This window comes from Tateyamaria sp., from assembly GCF_039945315.1.
Classification (GTDB): domain Bacteria; phylum Pseudomonadota; class Alphaproteobacteria; order Rhodobacterales; family Rhodobacteraceae; genus Tateyamaria.
Genome location: NZ_JBDUXB010000018.1, coordinates 77,475 through 93,092, shown reverse-complemented (window position 1 = coordinate 93,092; position 15,618 = coordinate 77,475). Strand labels below are relative to the sequence as shown.

Below are 15,618 nucleotides of genomic sequence, written 5' to 3'. Positions count from 1 at the left end.
CTTAATCCAACACGTAGCCATATGAGCCGGAGAAGTCCTGTTTGGCAACCTCGCCTGCGGCACCCGTTTGGGGGACGCGTGTTCCGGCGGCCGTGCGGCCATAAAGGAACAAGTCGGCTTCGCTGGGTGGCTTGATGCGATCTGTGGGCAGCGCGAGGATGTCTCCGTTAACGGGGGACACCAGATGCGCCGTGATAATGATCACCAGTTCGGTCTGATTGCGCTGGTAATCTGCTGAGCGGAACAGTGTACCAAGGATCGGCACATCGCCAATCCAGGGCAACTGGGTGGAGTTATCGACAAAGTTGTCTTCCAAAAGTCCAGCGATTGCAAAGCTTTCGCCATCGCGCATTTCCACAGTGGTTGATGTTTCGCGGCGTGAGAAGGCGTCGATTTCAAACCCGTCCACCTCAAAGCCGTTTGTGGGGTCGATGGCCGATACCGCCGCTTCAAGTTCGAGATTGATCAGGTCTTCGTCCACCACGCGGGGGATAAAGTTCAACTCGATGCCGAAAGGTTTGAATTCGATGGTGATCACGCCGTTATCCTGGCTGACCGGGACAGGATACTCGCCGCCCGCAAGGAATTTCGCCTCTTGACCGGACAAAGCAACCAGATTTGGCTCAGCCAGAGTGCGCACAACGCCCTTCGCCTCAAGCGCTTCGATCAAAAGCCCGATTTGAGTGCTGCCCCAGTTCCAGCCAAACAGGATGGCACCCGCGTTATCGTTTGAGAGTGGGGTATTACCACCAAGAGCGTTGGCGGTTCCGAGCGCGCCAACATTGGTGCCGCTGCCGCCAGAGATGCCGACATCGCCCCCAGCTCCAGTGCCACCTATGGCCCAAGATGAGCTGAGCGACTTGGAAACCGAGCGGTTCATCTCTGCAAAACGCACTTTGAGCATCACCTGTTGTACGCCACCGACGCTCATCAGGTTGGAAACGCGGCCTTCGGCGTAACGTTCGGCCAGATCAAGCGCGCGTTGGAGGCGTGAGGTGGACGATACGACCCCCGACAGCACAATCCCGTCGTTCGCGGTGCGTACTTCGATCTTTTCTCCGGGAAGGATCTGGCGCAGCCGTTCTTTGAACTCCGAAATGTCCGCTGCGACCCGAACGTTCACGTTCGTGATCAAGCGGCCGTTCGCATCAAGAAGGGTTAGCGTTGTCAGACCCGGCGTTTTCCCCAGCACATATATAGTGCGGTCGCTGAGCGAGGAGATATCCGCAATGGCCGGGTTGGCGATGCTGAGTTCGGCGAAAGGCTCTTCGCTTTCGACAACAACGGCCCGGTTCATGGGGACGTTCAGCGTCGCTTCGGTTTCTGTGCGCAACACTCGTAGGTTTTCCGCCTGTGCAGCAGAAATAGCCATGGGGCTGATCGCAAGAGACAACCCAAGAAGGGTCGCTTTGAAAATTCCGTCAATGTACATGTGACCTGCCTTTTTGATCACGCCTCGGTGTCGGGTCTTGTTGCCCGCGTGTAGTACGGGTCGTTTGCCCGCTTATTGGAGGCACCATGCGGCAGTTTGGTTTTTATTGCAAGAATCAATGGGTTCAGGATGGTCGTTTATGTGGATAACTGGCAACAGACGACACAAGCGAAAGGGGCGCTTCCTATGGAAACGCCCCTATAAGTTGTTGATTTTTTGAGATCAGTTCGTGCAGGGGATCGGGATCTCAACCACTTCGGCTCCGCGCCGTGTGCGGATGGAACAGGTCTTTTCCTGTGCCACTTCGGCCTGAACTTCCTGTGTTGCGATGCCAAGGAGCGCGCGCTGGTCGACTTCGATTGCACCAGCGATCGTATCATCTTCGGCACCAACCAGCGACAGCGACAGGCGGCCGCTTGATTGCGCCTGTGCCAATTTCGCCACCTGAGCAGGGGCAATGGCAACGGTAACTGTCTGCGCAATGTTGGCGCCATCAAGGTCACCAGCTGCATTCTGGTCGATGGCGATCAGCTTGACACCAGGTTCGATCAGTTTGGTTACTTCACCGCGGTCTGCGCTGAGGGTCTGAGCTACCCGGCCGGTCCAGTAAACGTCGACACGGTCGCCTGGACGCAAGAAGCCGGAAACACCGGATGCCACATCAACTTTGATCGCAAAGGCGCGCATGCCGCGTTCCAGGCGGGACGTCAGGCCTGCTTCTTCACCGGGCGCAGTGACTTTGACTTCGAGGACGGCTTCGTCCTTCTCCATTGTGCGCAACACCACACGAGCGGCAGTCTCACCTTCGGCAAAGATGGGGTTATCTTCGGTGAAGGCACCTTCGGGAATCGCGTTTTCAGGCCAATCCACGGTGCGCACGTCTTCCATCGTGAGCGCTTCACCGTATTTCAGGGGGCGTTCCGCGACATAAACGGGAATCGTTGGGACGATCTTTTCGCGTTGAGCCCGTTCTTTGGCCAGCGCGGTCTGATATTGTCCGATGTAATTTTTGGCCATGTATACAGCACCACCCGCAAGGGCGATCCCGGCCAACAAGACCAATCCGAAAACCATTCGCATTTTTGCTACCTCATGATTGGGTCCACGATCTCCGGAACGGAGAGAACCTCTTGAGAGAAGAAGTGTCACCAGAATGTGGCATTTTTCAGGACAGGGCGGGGTGCCTGTGTGGCGTTTTGCAATGTCCCTTCGCAAAGGACAAAAACCCCGAGCTGGGCGCGGGGGATTTCGTAAAAAAGTGCATGCTGCAGTGGGGCGGCAAAGCGCGACGCCCCAAACTTGTGATCAATGAACCGCTCGAGTCTGGTCGGCGTCCGGCAGTCTTTGTGGCGAACTTAGAACTCAAAGTCGGTCATAAAGGCTTCTGTACCAGCTGACACTCCGGCGGAGCCATCAATGAGAACCGCCACAATACCTGCCGCCAACGCGACAACTGCAGCAGTCAGTACAACCCAGTCGACAGTGACTGCGCCAGCTTCTTCGCGGGAAAATTTCTTGATAAATCGGGTCATAACTGGACACCTTTCAAACGCATAACACTGGTGGCAGGGTGCACAAAGGGGCCGCGTCCGGAAACGGTCGCGGCCCCCCGTGTAAGATTAACCGTCAGGTCAGACCAACTTAGTTAGGGTCTTGGCCCTGCAGGAATGTGTCGGTGTCAGCTGTCAGCTCAGTCGCGCCAGATTCGATCGACGTGTAAGCTGCAACGGCCAGGCCAACAACAGCGGCTGTCAGAACAACCCAGTCAACTGTTACGGCGCCGTCTTCGTCTTTACGGAAGTTTTTGATAAAGTTCATCATTGTAGTGTCCCTCCAAAGGATCAGTAGTTTTACATTAACCTTGCCGTCCTTTGTGAGCCGCTCTCTCTCATTGGCTCTGTCCGACTTGGTATGCCGTTATATAGACGTTGGATTGGGGCACGAATTTGGCGGCATATTGAGCATTTCACGTCTGCTCAAATAAAGTTCTAAAAATTTTGTTAGTAGGCTGAATTGTATGGATTTTTTTTAGGTAAAAAGTTTTGTTGATGTTTGATTTACGAAATGGGCGTGGCAAATAAGGCAAACTGGCCATATTTGGCGTGAACAAAGCTGGTTTGAGTTCGGGTTTTTTGCGATATTGGCTTCAATAACGGTCGAAGAACCGAACCCTTGAGGCGAAACAGTATGATTAGATCTGTGATTTGCGCAGCCTTTTTGGCTGTAACCATGGGCGTTGGGCCCATTGGCGCGGAAGAACCCCCTTCTTTCAAGCAATTCTCAGCCAAACGGGTCAAACCCCCCAGCGCCGGGACCAAAAAGCGGATCAACATTCAGATTGAGCCGACGCAAAAGGCCGTCGCGGTTGTTCCAGATGAAAGTCAGGCGAACCCGCAGCCCCGCTTGTCCCGCTTTGACTGGTTCTGGAGCGATATCTCGCCTGATATTGCGGACTCTGGTCCGGGGCGTCTCGATGAAGCCATGCGCGCTCTTGCGCGGGCAGAGGCCCCTGTGCCGGTGCCACGGCTTCAGCAGATACAAGCATTGGCTCAGGCGCAAGGGATAGAAATTCTCAAAGCAACGATTGATACCGAGGTCTCTCCGGCGCTTGTTCTGGCCGTGATGATGGTCGAGTCGGGCGGCAAGCCGGACGCAAAGAGCGGGGCGGGGGCCGAAGGGTTGATGCAGTTGATGCCGGCCACGGCAGACCGCTTTGGAGTAGACGACAGTTTTGTAGCAGCTGAGAACATCGCCGGTGGCGTCAAATACCTTGATTGGCTTATGGGCCATTTTGACAATGACCCCGTGTTGGTCCTGGCGGGATACAATGCTGGCGAAGGGGCTGTCCGCAAACATCAGGGCGTGCCCCCGTATTCAGAGACCCGCGACTATGTGCCCAAGGTACTGGCGACATTTCAACTGGCCCGAGGTCTTTGCATTACGCCCCCCGTGCTGGTCACAGATGGTTGTGTGTTTGCAGCGATGAACTGACGCCGAAGGGGTTTTGAGAAAGTTCTGGTCCGTCTTCCTAGTTTTGAAATCGTCCCCGCTCAGACGTTAAACACGTCCGCCCATTCTGGATGCTGGGCCCGTTGGCTGTTCACAAATGGACAAAGCGGCACGATTTTCCACCCCTCGGTCCGTGCATCCAGAACCAGCCGTTCCACCAGAGCAAGGCCCGCACCGGTCCCGCGCAGCGCATCGGGCACACCCGTATGATCCGCAATGCGGGTTTTCGGCGGCAGGATCGAGTAAGTAAGCTCAGCGTCTGATCCCTCGTGGATCAGAAACAAGCGGCCTTTGGTATCGCTGTCTTCCCGTTGGATGACGAACTCGGGCAATCAGACCAACGTGGCCTGGGTCGCCGCGCGTAGTTCTTCTTCGCTGACACCATCGGCGGTCTCAACGATACGCAAGCCACCTCCGACCACATCAAGCACGCCGAGGTTGGTGATAATGCGGTCCACCACGGCTTTGCCGGTCAGCGGCAGAGTGCATTCACGCAGCACTTTGCTGTCGCCATGCTTGTTGGTGTGATCCATCACGACCACAACGCGGCCCACGCCTGCGACGAGGTCCATGGCGCCGCCCATGCCTTTGACCAGTTTGCCGGGGATCATCCAGTTCGCGAGATCTCCGTTCTCGGCCACTTCCATCGCGCCAAGGATTGCCATCGCGATTTTGCCGCCGCGGATCATGCCAAAACTTTGCGCGCTGTCGAAATACGCGGTCTGTGGCAGTTCGGTGATGGTCTGCTTGCCTGCATTGATCAGATCAGCATCTTCTTCGCCCTCGATGGGAAAGGGGCCCATGCCCAGCATACCGTTTTCGGATTGGAGTGTGACCTCAATCCCTTCCGGAATGTAATTGGAAACCAGCGTCGGAATGCCAATCCCCAGATTGACGTACCAGCCGTCTTCGAGTTCTTGGGCAGCACGAGCTGCCATTTGGTTGCGATCCCACGGCATGTGTCGCCCCTTAGTGATGAGATAAGTCAGCGCCTGCAGGCACGTCGATGGTAATGAAGCTGCCTGCAGCCCCTCTGCCCAGATCCAATGTGCCTTCAAGCCCTTCAATCAGACCAGACACGATGCGTCCGCCCATGGTTCGACGGTCGGGCCAAAGCATGTCTCGGGGTACGCCGACGCCATCATCCGAGACGATCAGGCGCAAGCCTCCTGCACTAAGCTGGCTCATCCGCACTTCGACAAGGCCACTGTCCAACCGATCAAAGGCGTGTTCGAAGGCATTGGTGAGAACTTCTGACAGGACCAGTCCAACACGAGTCGCTGTTTCAATGGGTACTTCCAGCGGTTCGATCTGTAAGTTCATCCGCACACCGGGGCGGCCTGTCGTGTGGGCGATGGCTGAAGAAAGACGGGACAGGTAACTGCCCATCTGTATGCTATTACGGTTGGATTGCGAATCCGCCAACTTCATCTCTTCATAAAGCAGTTGCAGAGATTCGATCCGCCGGTTCAGAGCCATGAATTCTTCTGGCGCAGACGTAGCCCCCGTTTGGTGGCGGATCATGCCGATGACCATAGACAGGTCAGTGGCAACCCGGTTTTGGATTTCGATCAACGCTTCATTGATCTCTTCGACCGACTGGTCGGTGTCCCCTTCACGCAGCTCTTTCTGTATTCCGATGAAATATTGGAGATTGCCGCTGTCATCATGCAGCGGAGAAACCACCAGCCGGTTGCGGTACTTTTCGCCGTTGGCGCGGTAGTTCATTATGTCGACGGTGACAGTCTGTTCGTTCTCAATGCCGTGGCGCAATTTGTCGACATCCGCTTTGTCAGTTTCCTCGCCTTGCAAAAAGCGACAATTGCGCCCTACCGATGCCGAGCGCGCATAGCCCGTGGAGCGGGTGAACGCTTCGTTTACATAGACGATCGGATTGCCGTCGATGAACGGATTGGTCACGACTATCGCAACTTGCGCGCGGTTGTAGCCGTCAAAGGCCACGTTATGGTCGAGTAGCTGTTCAATGGTGTCTGGCATTGTCGCGATCCTCTTCCTTTAGGCTGCGCGCGTGGTGCGTTGTTCGATACGCTTTTCATGCGCGCCCTCGATCAGGCGGTGCACGTAGATGCCGGGAAGGTGGATCGTGTCGGGGTCGAGCGAGCCTGTCGGTACAATCTCTTCTACCTCGGCCACGCAGATCTTGCCGCACATCGCAGCCGGAGGATTGAAGTTACGCGCCGTTTTGCGGAACACGAGGTTGCCGGTTGCGTCCGCTTTCCATGCCTTGACGATGGCGAGATCGGCAAACAGGCCTGTCTCCATAATATAGGTTTCGGGAGAACCATCGGGGCCCGTCGGGAAATCCTTATGCTCTTTCCCGTCCGCGATGACCGTGCCGACGCCGGTCTTTGTATAAAAACCTGGGATGCCGCAGCCTGCCGCCCGCATCCGTTCGGCCAGGGTACCTTGGGGATTGAATTCCAATTCCAATTCGCCGGACAGGTACTGGCGCATGAATTCCGCATTCTCGCCGACATAGGACGAGATCATCTTTTTGACCTGACGCGTCTGAAGCAGGATCCCGATCCCGAAATCATCGACGCCCGCATTGTTGGAGGCAAAGGTCAGATCCTTGGTGCCAGCGTCCTTGATCGCATCCAGCAAAAGTTCGGGAATACCGCACAGGCCAAAGCCACCTGCCGCAATAAACATGCCGTCAAACAGCACGTCCTCGAGGGCGTCCGCCGCCGAACCATAAATCTTTTTCATCTGATTCCCCCCACAGCCCCCTTGCCAGGGCATGTCGTTCGCGCATTAAAAGACTGCCGCCACACCTAAGCAAAGTCAACGCAAAGCGTTGTGTACTGCGGCATACTGCATGGCCTAAACCATATACATAATTCAAGACGCCTTTTTGGCCACCTGTTTTTTGCTAGTTGCCTTTTTTTTTGGGCGCTGGCTTCTTCTTCGCGGTCTTTTTATTGGCAGGCGCTTTTTCGGAGATAAGTTGAACTGCCATGTCCATTGTGACGTCTTCGGGTTCGGTACCCTTCGGGATGGTTGCGTTCACTTTGCCCCATTTGACGTAAGGCCCGTATTTGCCCTTCATCACGGATACAGGCCCCTCTTCGTCGGGGTGTTCGCCGAGTTCGTGCAGGGGTTTGGCCGCAGCACCGCGCCCGCCACGGCTGGCCAGTTTTTCGGCCAGCAGTTGCACTGCTCGGTTCATACCCACGGTCCAGACCTCGTCGATGCCTTCGAGGTTGGCATTGGTGCCCCCGCGATCTGACGTGCTTTCGGCGTGTTTGATGTAAGGCCCATAGCGCCCGATATTGGCCCAGACCATCACACCGTCCTCTGGGTGCGGCCCAATTTCGCGGGGCAGGGACAGGAGCATTACGGCGCGCTCCAACTCCAGCTCTTCTGGGGCCCAGTCTTTGGGAATGGACTGGCGAGGAGGTTTTTTGTTCTCTTCAGTCACAGGTCCACGCTGGACGTATGGCCCAAAGCGACCTTTGAAGACGCGGATTTCGTCGCCGGCGTCTTCACCCAGCAACTTGCCCTCAGGGGGAATAGCGCTTGCTTCCGCTTCGGGGTCGGGTGGACCAAACGGGCGGGTATAGCGGCATTCAGGATAGTTCGAGCAACCGATAAAGGCCCCGCCAGAACGTGCGGTGCGCATGCTAAGCCGTCCGGCGCCGCAATTCGGGCAGAGGCGCGGATCGCTGCCGTCTTCCATGGGCGGGAACAGGTGAGGTTCCAGCACGTCGTTAATCTTTTCGAGCACCTCGGTGATGCGCAATTCGGAAGTTTCAGCAATCGCCGCACTGAAATCGGTCCAGAAGCGGCCCAATACATCTTTATAGTCGCGATCGCCTGCGCTGACGTCGTCGAGCTGTTCTTCAAGGTCAGCGGTAAAGTCGTAGCCCACGTAGCGGCGGAAGTAGTTTTCGAGGAAGGCGATCACCAACCGTCCCTTGTCTTCTGGGATCAGGCGGTTGCGATCTTTGCGCACATAGCCGCGGTCCTGAATGGTGGTAACGATGCTGGCATAGGTGGATGGGCGACCGATGCCCAACTCTTCCATTCGCTTCACCAAGGTCGCCTCGGTATAGCGGGGCGGGGGCTGGGTGAAATGCTGTTCGGGAGTGACGCCGCGCTTGTCGGCAGCTTCGCCTTGACTCAGTTGCGGCAAGCGCTTGTCGTCGTCATCGACGACCTCGTCATCGCGCCCTTCCTCATAAACGCGCAGGAAGCCATCAAAGAGAATAACCTGACCCGTGGCACGCAGGCCAACCTGGCCGTCATCGCTGCCAATTTCGACCGTGGTGCGTTCGAGGCGCGCGCCTTCCATCTGGCATGCGAGGGTCCGTTTCCAGATCAGATCATAGAGTTTGCGTTGGTCCGCATCCATGATGTTCAGCGCGTCGGCATCCTTGGCCATGTCGGTAGGGCGGATGCATTCGTGGGCCTCTTGGGCGTTCTTGGCCTTGTTTTTGTAGATGCGGGGTTTGTCGGGGACATAGTCCGCACCATATCGATCCTTGATCGCATCGCGCGCCATGGTGACAGCCTCAGGCGCCATGTCGATGCCGTCAGTCCGCATATAAGTAATGTATCCGGCTTCATAGAGCCGCTGGGCTGTGCTCATCGCGGCGCGGGCACCCATGCCGAACTTGCGGCTGGCCTCTTGTTGCAGGGTCGAGGTCATGAAAGGGGCGGAGGGGTTGCGAGAGGCGGGTTTGGCCTCTACCGACTGGATTTTGAGCGCGCGGCTGGTGATGGCTTGAACCGCCATTTCGGCTTGCGTCTGGTTTTCGAGGTCAAAGCGTTCGAGCTTTTTGCCTGCAAGGCTGGTGAGCCGCGCTTCGTATTCCTGTCCACGCGGGCTCGCGAGTACAGCTTTGACCGACCAGTATTCGCGGTTGCGGAACGCTTCGATTTCCATCTCACGCTCAGTGAGGATGCGCAGACAGACAGACTGGACGCGGCCAGCAGATTTGGCCCCGGGCAGCTTACGCCACAAAACGGGGCTCAAGTTAAAGCCGACCAGATAGTCGAGCGCGCGGCGAGCAAGGTAGGCTTCTACCAGCGGCATGTCGACCTGACGCGCGTTGGCCATGGCGTCGGTCACGGCGGCCTTCGTGATAGCGTTGAACGTTACGCGGCTGACGGGTGTGTCTTTCTTGATCGACTTGCGCTTGGTCAGCGCTTCCTGCAGGTGCCAGCTGATCGCCTCGCCTTCGCGGTCGGGGTCGGTTGCGAGGATCAGGGCGTTGTCGTCTTTGAGGGCGTCAGCAATCGCCTTCATGTGCTTTTTGGAGTCGCTTGAGACCTCCCACAACATCTCGAATCCGTTGTCAGGGTCGACGGATCCGTCCTTGGGAGGCAGGTCACGCACGTGGCCGTAACTGGCGAGAACCGTATAGTCGTCCCCCAGATATTTGTTGATTGTCTTGGCTTTAGCTGGGGATTCGACAACGACGACGGGCATTAAACGGATCTACCTCGGACGGGAAAAACTGCGTGCTCTATGGCCGCGCAAGATGTGGGGTGCAAGTCAGGAATGTCAATCGGTGCGCGTTTCGTTCATCTAACTGGTGCGCGAAAGAAGGCCGCCGGGGGCGCGATTGATGCTGCCATCCAGTTCCAGCTCGACCAGTGCCGGGGTCACGCTTGAGGGTGGAGCGCCTATGTCGCGGATCAACTGATCTTCGGCCAAAGGTGAGGGGCCGAGGCGCGACAGGATCTCACTGTGGAGTGTGGCGGTTTCCTGCAATGTTCGGGTGTCCTGGGCGCGTTCGGTGGGTGGTTCCAACTGCAATTCGGGCGCGCGCGGTGTAATGGGGGCCAGTGCCTCAAGCACGTCAGCGGCGTCCCGCACCAAAGTGGCCCCATCCCGGATCAACATGTTGCAACCGGATGCGCGGGCATCCAACGGGTTGCCCGGTACGGCCAGCACGTCACGTCCCAGATCAAGGGCGTCGCGTGCCGTGATCAGGCTGCCAGATTTTGCCGCGGCCTCAACCACGACGGTGGCTTGGGCCAGCCCAGATATCAATCGATTGCGCGCCGGAAAATGACGCGCCATGGGTTGCAGGCCCATCGGTTGTTCGCTGATCCGCGCTCCCTTCAAGGCGATGTTGTGCGCAAGTTCGGCGTTTTCAGCGGGATAAATCGTGTCCACTCCGCCGGCCTGCACGGCGATGGTGCCGGTGTCGAGTGTCGCCAGATGGGCGGCAGCATCAATGCCGCGCGCAAGGCCGGAGACAACCACATACCCGGCGGCCGCCAGATCGCGCGCCAATCCGCGTGCCATGCGAGTGCCCAAGGACGAGGCGTTGCGCGCGCCCACAAGCTCGATCGCGGGTTTGTTGAGTGAGCCGACATCACCAATGACCCACAAAAAAGGCGGGGCATCGCGCAAATCGTTCAAAATGTCGGGATAGTCCGGGCTGCCTTGTGCGATCAGCTGCGCGCCTGCGGCACGGCCTGCCTTCAGCTCGGCATGTATCACGCCTTCGGGGCAAACGGTGTATTTCGAAACGCCCGCGGCGCGCGCCACCTCAGGCAGCGCGGCCAGCGCGTTTTGCGCGGTGCCGTGTTCAATCAGCAGACGTTGATACGTCGATATGCCGACCCGGCGTGAGCGCAACAGACGAAGACATGAGAACTGGTCATCTTCCGAGGTGGGTGGGAGTGGGGGGTGAGTGGAAGAAGGATGGGTATCCTTTTCAGTCATCCGTTGCTCCGTCCGTTGCTGTAATTCTTATAGATTCCGCAAGGTTAACAAGGGGTGAAGGGAACTTGACCAATGAATGGAAAACCTGTTGCGCATTGATTTTGCTCGGCTATTCCATACAACTTTATAGCGATCGGAACTGACGCGGAACGATACCTATCCCGCGTACTCCCCCCAAAATAGCGAGTTAGATGCACCCACCGTTAACCGTGCATTGACAACTTGCGACTCGCTGCAGGTATCAGGCGGCTGAACCACCTACCGTTAGCCCACCAATCATCAGGGTCGGCTGACCGACCCCCACAGGCACCCACTGTCCGGCCTTGCCGCAATTGCCCATACCGGGATCCAGCGCCATGTCGTTCCCGATCGCGCGGATTTGTTTCAGGGCAGTGGCCCCATCTCCGATCAGTGTGGCTCCTTTGACGGGCGCACCCACTACGCCGTTTGCAACGCGATAGGCTTCAGTGCAGGAAAAGACGAACTTGCCATTTGTGATGTCCACTTGTCCGCCGCCAAACCCGACAGCGTAAATGCCATCCTTCAGGTCGGCCAGGATGTCACCGGGGGCGATTTCACCGCCCAGCATGTAGGTGTTCGTCATACGAGGCATCGGCGCGTGAGCATAGCTTTGGCGCCGCCCATTGCCGGTCGCAGCCACGCCCATCAGCCGCGCGTTCTGGCGGTCCTGCATGTAGCCGACCAGTACCCCGTCCTCGATCAATATGTTCTTGGCCGAAGGTGTGCCTTCGTCATCCACGGTGATGGACCCGCGTCGGTCAGGAATTGTACCGTCATCTAGTACAGTGACGCCGGGCGCTGCAATCTGCTGGCCCATCAAACCTGCAAAGGCTGAGCTGCCCTTGCGGTTAAAGTCCCCCTCCAGCCCATGACCGATGGCCTCGTGTAACAGGATGCCGGGCCAGCCGGGGCCCAAGACCACGTCCATCACGCCAGCCGGGGCAGGGACCGCATCGAGGTTGACCACAGCCACACGCAGAGCCTCACGCGCCTTGGCCTGCCAGTCAGCGCGGTCGATCAACCCGTCAAGGCCGACCCTTCCGCCACCTCCGGCGCTGCCGCTTTCGCGGCGGCCATTGGCCTCGACAATGACTGAGATGTTGAGACGGCTCATCGGGCGCACGTCGCGCACGGTGTGGCCATCGGCACGCAGGATTTCGATCTCTTGCAGCGACGCAGCCAGCGATACGGAGACCTGAACGACACGCGAATCAAGATCGCGCAGGTAGGCATCGACCTCCTTCAGGGTTTCAAGCTTGACTGGAAAGGTCGCCCCCGCGATGGGATCGTCTGCGGTATAGAGATGACGATTGGTCGCCTGCGGGGCATCCGCCATCATGCCCCCACCATCACCAACGGCCAGACGCGCCGTATCTGCAGCGCGGCGCAAAGCAGTTTCGCTGATCTCAGTCGAATGGGCGTAGCCCGAGACTTCACCCCGAACTGCACGTAGGCCAAACCCCTTGGCGGCGTCATAGCTGGCCGTTTTCAGGCGTCCGTCGTCATAAACCAGTGCTTCGGAGCGGCGTTGTTCAAAGAACAACTCTCCATCATCGGCCCCTTCTGTGGCGGCGCGCAGCACATCCAGAGCTGTGTCACGGTCCACTTCTGTGTCCAGAGGGGCGAATGGGGCGTCTGTCATGGTATGCTCCTGCGCAGTTTGGGGTGGGAAAGAAACCCTGCAAGCGTCCGTTTGACGCGCCCCTTAAGTCTTTATCTTGTGACACAGATATGATTGTAAGTGTCACCAATACAACGGGGGGAAGGTGCGGTGCGCGTATTCGCCCTCTCGGCATCCCAAGGATCGCTCCAAAAAGATCAGGACGACGACATGAAAAAGCTTTTCTCGATATCGGGCTTGTGTGCCGCTATGGCCGCTGCCCCCGCTTGGGCCCAGGATGGGCTCGAAGTGATTGGCCGCCCAGTGGACGGCGCCATGGGCTTTCAGCCTGCCGCCACCGAAGTGGCGCGCCGCCTGCAATGGCTGGATGGTATGATCCTGGTCATTATTACGGCGATTACTCTGTTCGTGACGGCCCTGCTGGCGTGGGTGGTTATCCGCTACAACCGCAAGCGCAACCCGGAGGCTGCGACCTTCACGCACCATACGCCTATCGAAATTGCATGGACCACTATTCCGATTGTGATTCTTGTGTTCATCGGCGCGTTTTCCTTGCCCACGCTGTTCCATCAGCAAGAGATCCCTGAGGCAGACATCACAATCAAGGCGACCGGATACCAATGGTTCTGGGGCTATGAGTATGTGGACGAAGGCTTTGGCTTTGACGCCTACATGATCGGTGCACCGGCCACAGGCGGGGACAACTCGCTGACGCCCGAAACTGAAGCTGCACTGGTTGAAGCTGGCTATGCCCGCGAGGATTTCCTTCTCGCCACGGACAACGCCATGGTCATCCCAGTCGGAAAAACCATCGTTGTACAAGTGACCGGAGCAGACGTGATCCACGCCTGGACCATCCCGGCCTTTGGTGTGAAGCAGGACGCTGTGCCTGGTCGTCTCGCCGAGCTGTGGTTTGAAGCGGAAAAGGAAGGGATCTATTTCGGGCAGTGTTCCGAGCTGTGCGGTATCGCCCATGCCTACATGCCAATCACCGTCAAAGTGGTGAGCGAAGAGGCCTATGCCGCATGGCTGGCCGACGCGAAGGCAGAATTCGCAGGTACGCCGAAGTCACTGACTGTCGCTTCCAACTGATCCTGTAAGGCGGAGGTTCTCTTCGCCCTACATCGCCGCTGAACCGCAAGGGTGCCGATGACCGACATAAGCTATCAGTCCCAGCCGCAAGAGGCCGAGGTATCTTTGGGTGACTATTTCGCCCTGCTGAAGCCGCGCGTGATGCAGTTGGTGGTCTTTACGGCTGTTGTCGGTCTGTTGGCGGCACCTGTGCAGGTCCATCCTGTTATTGCGTTCGCTTCCATTTTGTTCGTCGCCATTGGGGCAGGGGCATCCGGTGCTTTGAACATGTGGTGGGATGCGGACATTGACGGCGTGATGCGCCGCACGTCTAAACGGCCAATTCCGTCGGGCAAAGTCACACCGGATGAAGCAAAAGTATTCGGTTTTGCGCTGTCTGGTATGTCGGTGATGATGCTGGCGCTCAGCGCCAACCTGTTGGCAGCTGGCCTGCTTGCCTTCACCATCTTTTTCTATCTGGTGATCTATTCGATGTGGCTGAAGCGCCTGACGCCGCAGAACATTGTAATTGGTGGGGCCGCGGGCGCGTTTCCCCCTTTGATCGGTTGGGTAATCGCAACCGGGTCGATGTCGATCGAGCCGTGGTTGATGTTTGCGCTGATCTTTATGTGGACGCCGCCCCATTTCTGGGCGCTGGCACTGTTCATGAAGTCTGACTACGACGACGCTGGCGTGCCCATGCTGACGGTGACCCACGGACGTAAGTCAACGCGTAAGCATATCTTAGCCTACACGATCCCGCTGGTTGTGCTTGCCGTTGGAACGGCTTTCACCTCTATCGGTGGTCCTGTCTATCTGGCGGTTGCGCTGGTGCTGAATGCGCTGTTCCTCAAAGGGGCTTATGACATCTGGCGTCGGGACGAGACGCAGGCTGAGGCGGACGATTACAAAGTCGAAAAATCCGTGTTCCGCTTGTCGCTGTGGTATCTGTTCCTGCACTTCGGTGCGATTCTGGTTGAGGCGCTGCTGCCGGCCGCTTGGGGTATCTGGGCATGAGCATCCGCGCCGAGCATGAAATCCACCAGCGCCGCAAGGGCCGTAATATCGGCGTTGGGCTGATGCTGGCCGCTTTTGTGGTGCTGATCCTTGCGCTGACCTTCGTTAAGATCACAGGCGGCGATTTCGAGATGCCCCGGATCGAGGAAGGGCAGTGATGCGTTTGTCCGGTCCCGCAAAGACGGTTGTCCAAACCCTCAGCCTTGTTGTTTTCATGGGCGGGCTCGCGTGGGCATCTGTGCCGTTTTATGACTGGTTTTGTCGGGTCACCGGATTTGGTGGGACGACTGGCGTAAGCGAAGTGGCCTCGGACGAAATTCTTGAGCAAACTATCAAGGTGCGCTTTGACGCGTCGCTCGAGCGTAGCATGCCGTGGGAGTTCAAACCTGTCGTGCGCGAAATGGAATTGCGGATCGGAGAGACCGGGCTGGCATTTTATGAGGCCTACAACCCCACGGACCGCCCCATTGCCGGATCAGCCAGCTACAACGTCGCCCCGTATGAGGCTGGCGGCTTCTTTTCGAAAATCGACTGTTTCTGCTTTGAAGAGCAGGTTCTGGCGCCGGGCGAACGCGTCCAGATGCCTGTTACGTTTTACGTCGATCCAGAAATTGTCACCGATCGGGACGCAAAATACGTGCACTCGATCACACTCAGCTATACGTTTTACCAAATCGACCTGCCCGAAGGCTATGCAGCTGTGGAACAGGCCAACGATACAAATCTGAACTAAGGGACGGGACA

The 15,618-nt window shown here is 57.5% G+C and carries 15 protein-coding genes and 1 pseudogene; 5 read left to right on the top strand and 11 right to left on the bottom strand.

What is annotated here, in order from left to right; translation table 11 throughout:
• Position 1 precedes the first annotated feature (1 nt).
• From ABJD00_RS04895 to ABJD00_RS04880, 4 genes are all read right to left on the bottom strand, one after another.
• A complete protein-coding gene (locus ABJD00_RS04895; protein ID WP_413829956.1) occupies positions 2 to 1,432 on the bottom strand; it encodes a type II and III secretion system protein family protein in 1,431 nt (476 codons plus the stop codon).
• Positions 1,433 to 1,654: 222 nt separating this feature from the next.
• Positions 1,655 to 2,512 (bottom strand): Flp pilus assembly protein CpaB, encoded by an 858-nt coding sequence (cpaB, locus tag ABJD00_RS04890; protein ID WP_413829954.1) that lies wholly within the window; start codon positions 2,510 to 2,512, stop codon positions 1,655 to 1,657.
• A 275-nt stretch (positions 2,513 to 2,787) separates the two neighbouring features.
• Positions 2,788 to 2,964: a hypothetical protein gene (locus ABJD00_RS04885; protein ID WP_413829952.1), complete on the bottom strand. Its 177-nt coding sequence runs from the start codon at positions 2,962 to 2,964 to the stop codon at positions 2,788 to 2,790.
• Between the two features lie 109 nt (positions 2,965 to 3,073).
• The gene (locus ABJD00_RS04880) at positions 3,074 to 3,253 is read right to left on the bottom strand and encodes a Flp family type IVb pilin (protein WP_413829950.1); all 180 of its coding nucleotides are present in this window, start codon (positions 3,251 to 3,253) and stop codon (positions 3,074 to 3,076) included.
• A 366-nt stretch (positions 3,254 to 3,619) separates the two neighbouring features.
• Between ABJD00_RS04880 and ABJD00_RS04875 the strand changes: the two genes are divergently transcribed.
• Positions 3,620 to 4,423, top strand: coding sequence for a lytic transglycosylase domain-containing protein (locus ABJD00_RS04875; RefSeq protein WP_413829948.1), 804 nt, complete (start codon positions 3,620 to 3,622; stop codon positions 4,421 to 4,423).
• Between the two features lie 59 nt (positions 4,424 to 4,482).
• On the opposite strand, the gene ABJD00_RS04870 is transcribed toward ABJD00_RS04875, so the two are convergent.
• The 7 genes and pseudogenes from ABJD00_RS04870 to tldD all read right to left on the bottom strand — a co-directional run bounded on the left by ABJD00_RS04870 (position 4,483) and on the right by tldD (position 12,807).
• Positions 4,483 to 4,773 carry a GNAT family N-acetyltransferase gene (locus ABJD00_RS04870; RefSeq protein ID WP_413829946.1) on the bottom strand — a complete coding sequence of 97 codons (291 nt, stop codon included), beginning with the start codon at positions 4,771 to 4,773 and terminating at the stop codon, positions 4,483 to 4,485.
• Positions 4,774 to 5,400 carry a 3-oxoacid CoA-transferase subunit B gene (locus tag ABJD00_RS04865; RefSeq protein WP_413829944.1) on the bottom strand — a complete coding sequence of 209 codons (627 nt, stop codon included), beginning with the start codon at positions 5,398 to 5,400 and terminating at the stop codon, positions 4,774 to 4,776.
• 10 nt (positions 5,401 to 5,410) lie between these two features.
• Entirely contained in the window at positions 5,411 to 6,439 is a 1,029-nt protein-coding gene (locus tag ABJD00_RS04860; RefSeq protein WP_413829942.1) for a PAS domain-containing protein, read from the bottom strand.
• Positions 6,440 to 6,457: 18 nt separating this feature from the next.
• Entirely contained in the window at positions 6,458 to 7,171 is a 714-nt protein-coding gene (locus tag ABJD00_RS04855) for a CoA transferase subunit A (protein ID WP_413829940.1), read from the bottom strand.
• A gap of 132 nt (positions 7,172 to 7,303) precedes the next feature.
• Positions 7,304 to 9,896: pseudogene (topA, locus tag ABJD00_RS04850) on the bottom strand (type I DNA topoisomerase).
• 99 nt (positions 9,897 to 9,995) lie between these two features.
• On the bottom strand, positions 9,996 to 11,144 hold the full coding sequence (gene dprA / locus ABJD00_RS04845) for a DNA-processing protein DprA (RefSeq protein WP_413829938.1): 1,149 nt from the start codon (positions 11,142 to 11,144) through the stop codon (positions 9,996 to 9,998).
• Between the two features lie 241 nt (positions 11,145 to 11,385).
• Positions 11,386 to 12,807: a metalloprotease TldD gene (tldD, locus tag ABJD00_RS04840; RefSeq protein WP_413829936.1), complete on the bottom strand. Its 1,422-nt coding sequence runs from the start codon at positions 12,805 to 12,807 to the stop codon at positions 11,386 to 11,388.
• Positions 12,808 to 12,996: 189 nt separating this feature from the next.
• Between tldD and coxB the strand changes: the two genes are divergently transcribed.
• Genes coxB through ABJD00_RS04820 form a run of 4 tightly spaced genes read left to right on the top strand, consistent with a single transcriptional unit; the run spans position 12,997 to position 15,607 of the window.
• Positions 12,997 to 13,878 carry a cytochrome c oxidase subunit II gene (gene coxB, locus ABJD00_RS04835; RefSeq protein ID WP_413829934.1) on the top strand — a complete coding sequence of 294 codons (882 nt, stop codon included), beginning with the start codon at positions 12,997 to 12,999 and terminating at the stop codon, positions 13,876 to 13,878.
• Positions 13,879 to 13,935: 57 nt separating this feature from the next.
• On the top strand, positions 13,936 to 14,874 hold the full coding sequence (locus ABJD00_RS04830; RefSeq protein ID WP_413829932.1) for a heme o synthase: 939 nt from the start codon (positions 13,936 to 13,938) through the stop codon (positions 14,872 to 14,874).
• Positions 14,871 to 15,032 (top strand): cytochrome C oxidase assembly protein, encoded by a 162-nt coding sequence (locus ABJD00_RS04825; protein ID WP_108838320.1) that lies wholly within the window; start codon positions 14,871 to 14,873, stop codon positions 15,030 to 15,032. Before ABJD00_RS04830 ends, ABJD00_RS04825 begins: the two co-directional genes overlap by 4 nt.
• Positions 15,032 to 15,607: a cytochrome c oxidase assembly protein gene (locus ABJD00_RS04820; RefSeq protein ID WP_413829930.1), complete on the top strand. Its 576-nt coding sequence runs from the start codon at positions 15,032 to 15,034 to the stop codon at positions 15,605 to 15,607. The genes ABJD00_RS04825 and ABJD00_RS04820 overlap by 1 nt, the downstream gene beginning before the upstream one ends.
• Positions 15,608 to 15,618 lie beyond the last annotated feature (11 nt).

Bases quoted from the DNA above. Each gene is read 5' to 3' on its own strand.
- ABJD00_RS04820 (WP_413829930.1), top strand. From the start codon at position 15,032: ATGCGTTTGTCCGGTCCCGCAAAGACGGTTGTCCAAACCCTCAGCCTT.
- tldD (WP_413829936.1), bottom strand. From the start codon at position 12,807: ATGACAGACGCCCCATTCGCCCCTCTGGACACAGAAGTGGACCGTGAC.
- ABJD00_RS04865 (WP_413829944.1), bottom strand. From the start codon at position 5,400: ATGCCGTGGGATCGCAACCAAATGGCAGCTCGTGCTGCCCAAGAACTC.
- ABJD00_RS04895 (WP_413829956.1), bottom strand. From the start codon at position 1,432: ATGTACATTGACGGAATTTTCAAAGCGACCCTTCTTGGGTTGTCTCTT.
- ABJD00_RS04885 (WP_413829952.1), bottom strand. From the start codon at position 2,964: ATGACCCGATTTATCAAGAAATTTTCCCGCGAAGAAGCTGGCGCAGTC.
- ABJD00_RS04825 (WP_108838320.1), top strand. From the start codon at position 14,871: ATGAGCATCCGCGCCGAGCATGAAATCCACCAGCGCCGCAAGGGCCGT.
- dprA (WP_413829938.1), bottom strand. From the start codon at position 11,144: ATGACTGAAAAGGATACCCATCCTTCTTCCACTCACCCCCCACTCCCA.
- ABJD00_RS04880 (WP_413829950.1), bottom strand. From the start codon at position 3,253: ATGATGAACTTTATCAAAAACTTCCGTAAAGACGAAGACGGCGCCGTA.
- ABJD00_RS04830 (WP_413829932.1), top strand. From the start codon at position 13,936: ATGACCGACATAAGCTATCAGTCCCAGCCGCAAGAGGCCGAGGTATCT.
- ABJD00_RS04855 (WP_413829940.1), bottom strand. From the start codon at position 7,171: ATGAAAAAGATTTATGGTTCGGCGGCGGACGCCCTCGAGGACGTGCTG.
- cpaB (WP_413829954.1), bottom strand. From the start codon at position 2,512: ATGCGAATGGTTTTCGGATTGGTCTTGTTGGCCGGGATCGCCCTTGCG.
- ABJD00_RS04875 (WP_413829948.1), top strand. From the start codon at position 3,620: ATGATTAGATCTGTGATTTGCGCAGCCTTTTTGGCTGTAACCATGGGC.
- coxB (WP_413829934.1), top strand. From the start codon at position 12,997: ATGAAAAAGCTTTTCTCGATATCGGGCTTGTGTGCCGCTATGGCCGCT.
- ABJD00_RS04860 (WP_413829942.1), bottom strand. From the start codon at position 6,439: ATGCCAGACACCATTGAACAGCTACTCGACCATAACGTGGCCTTTGAC.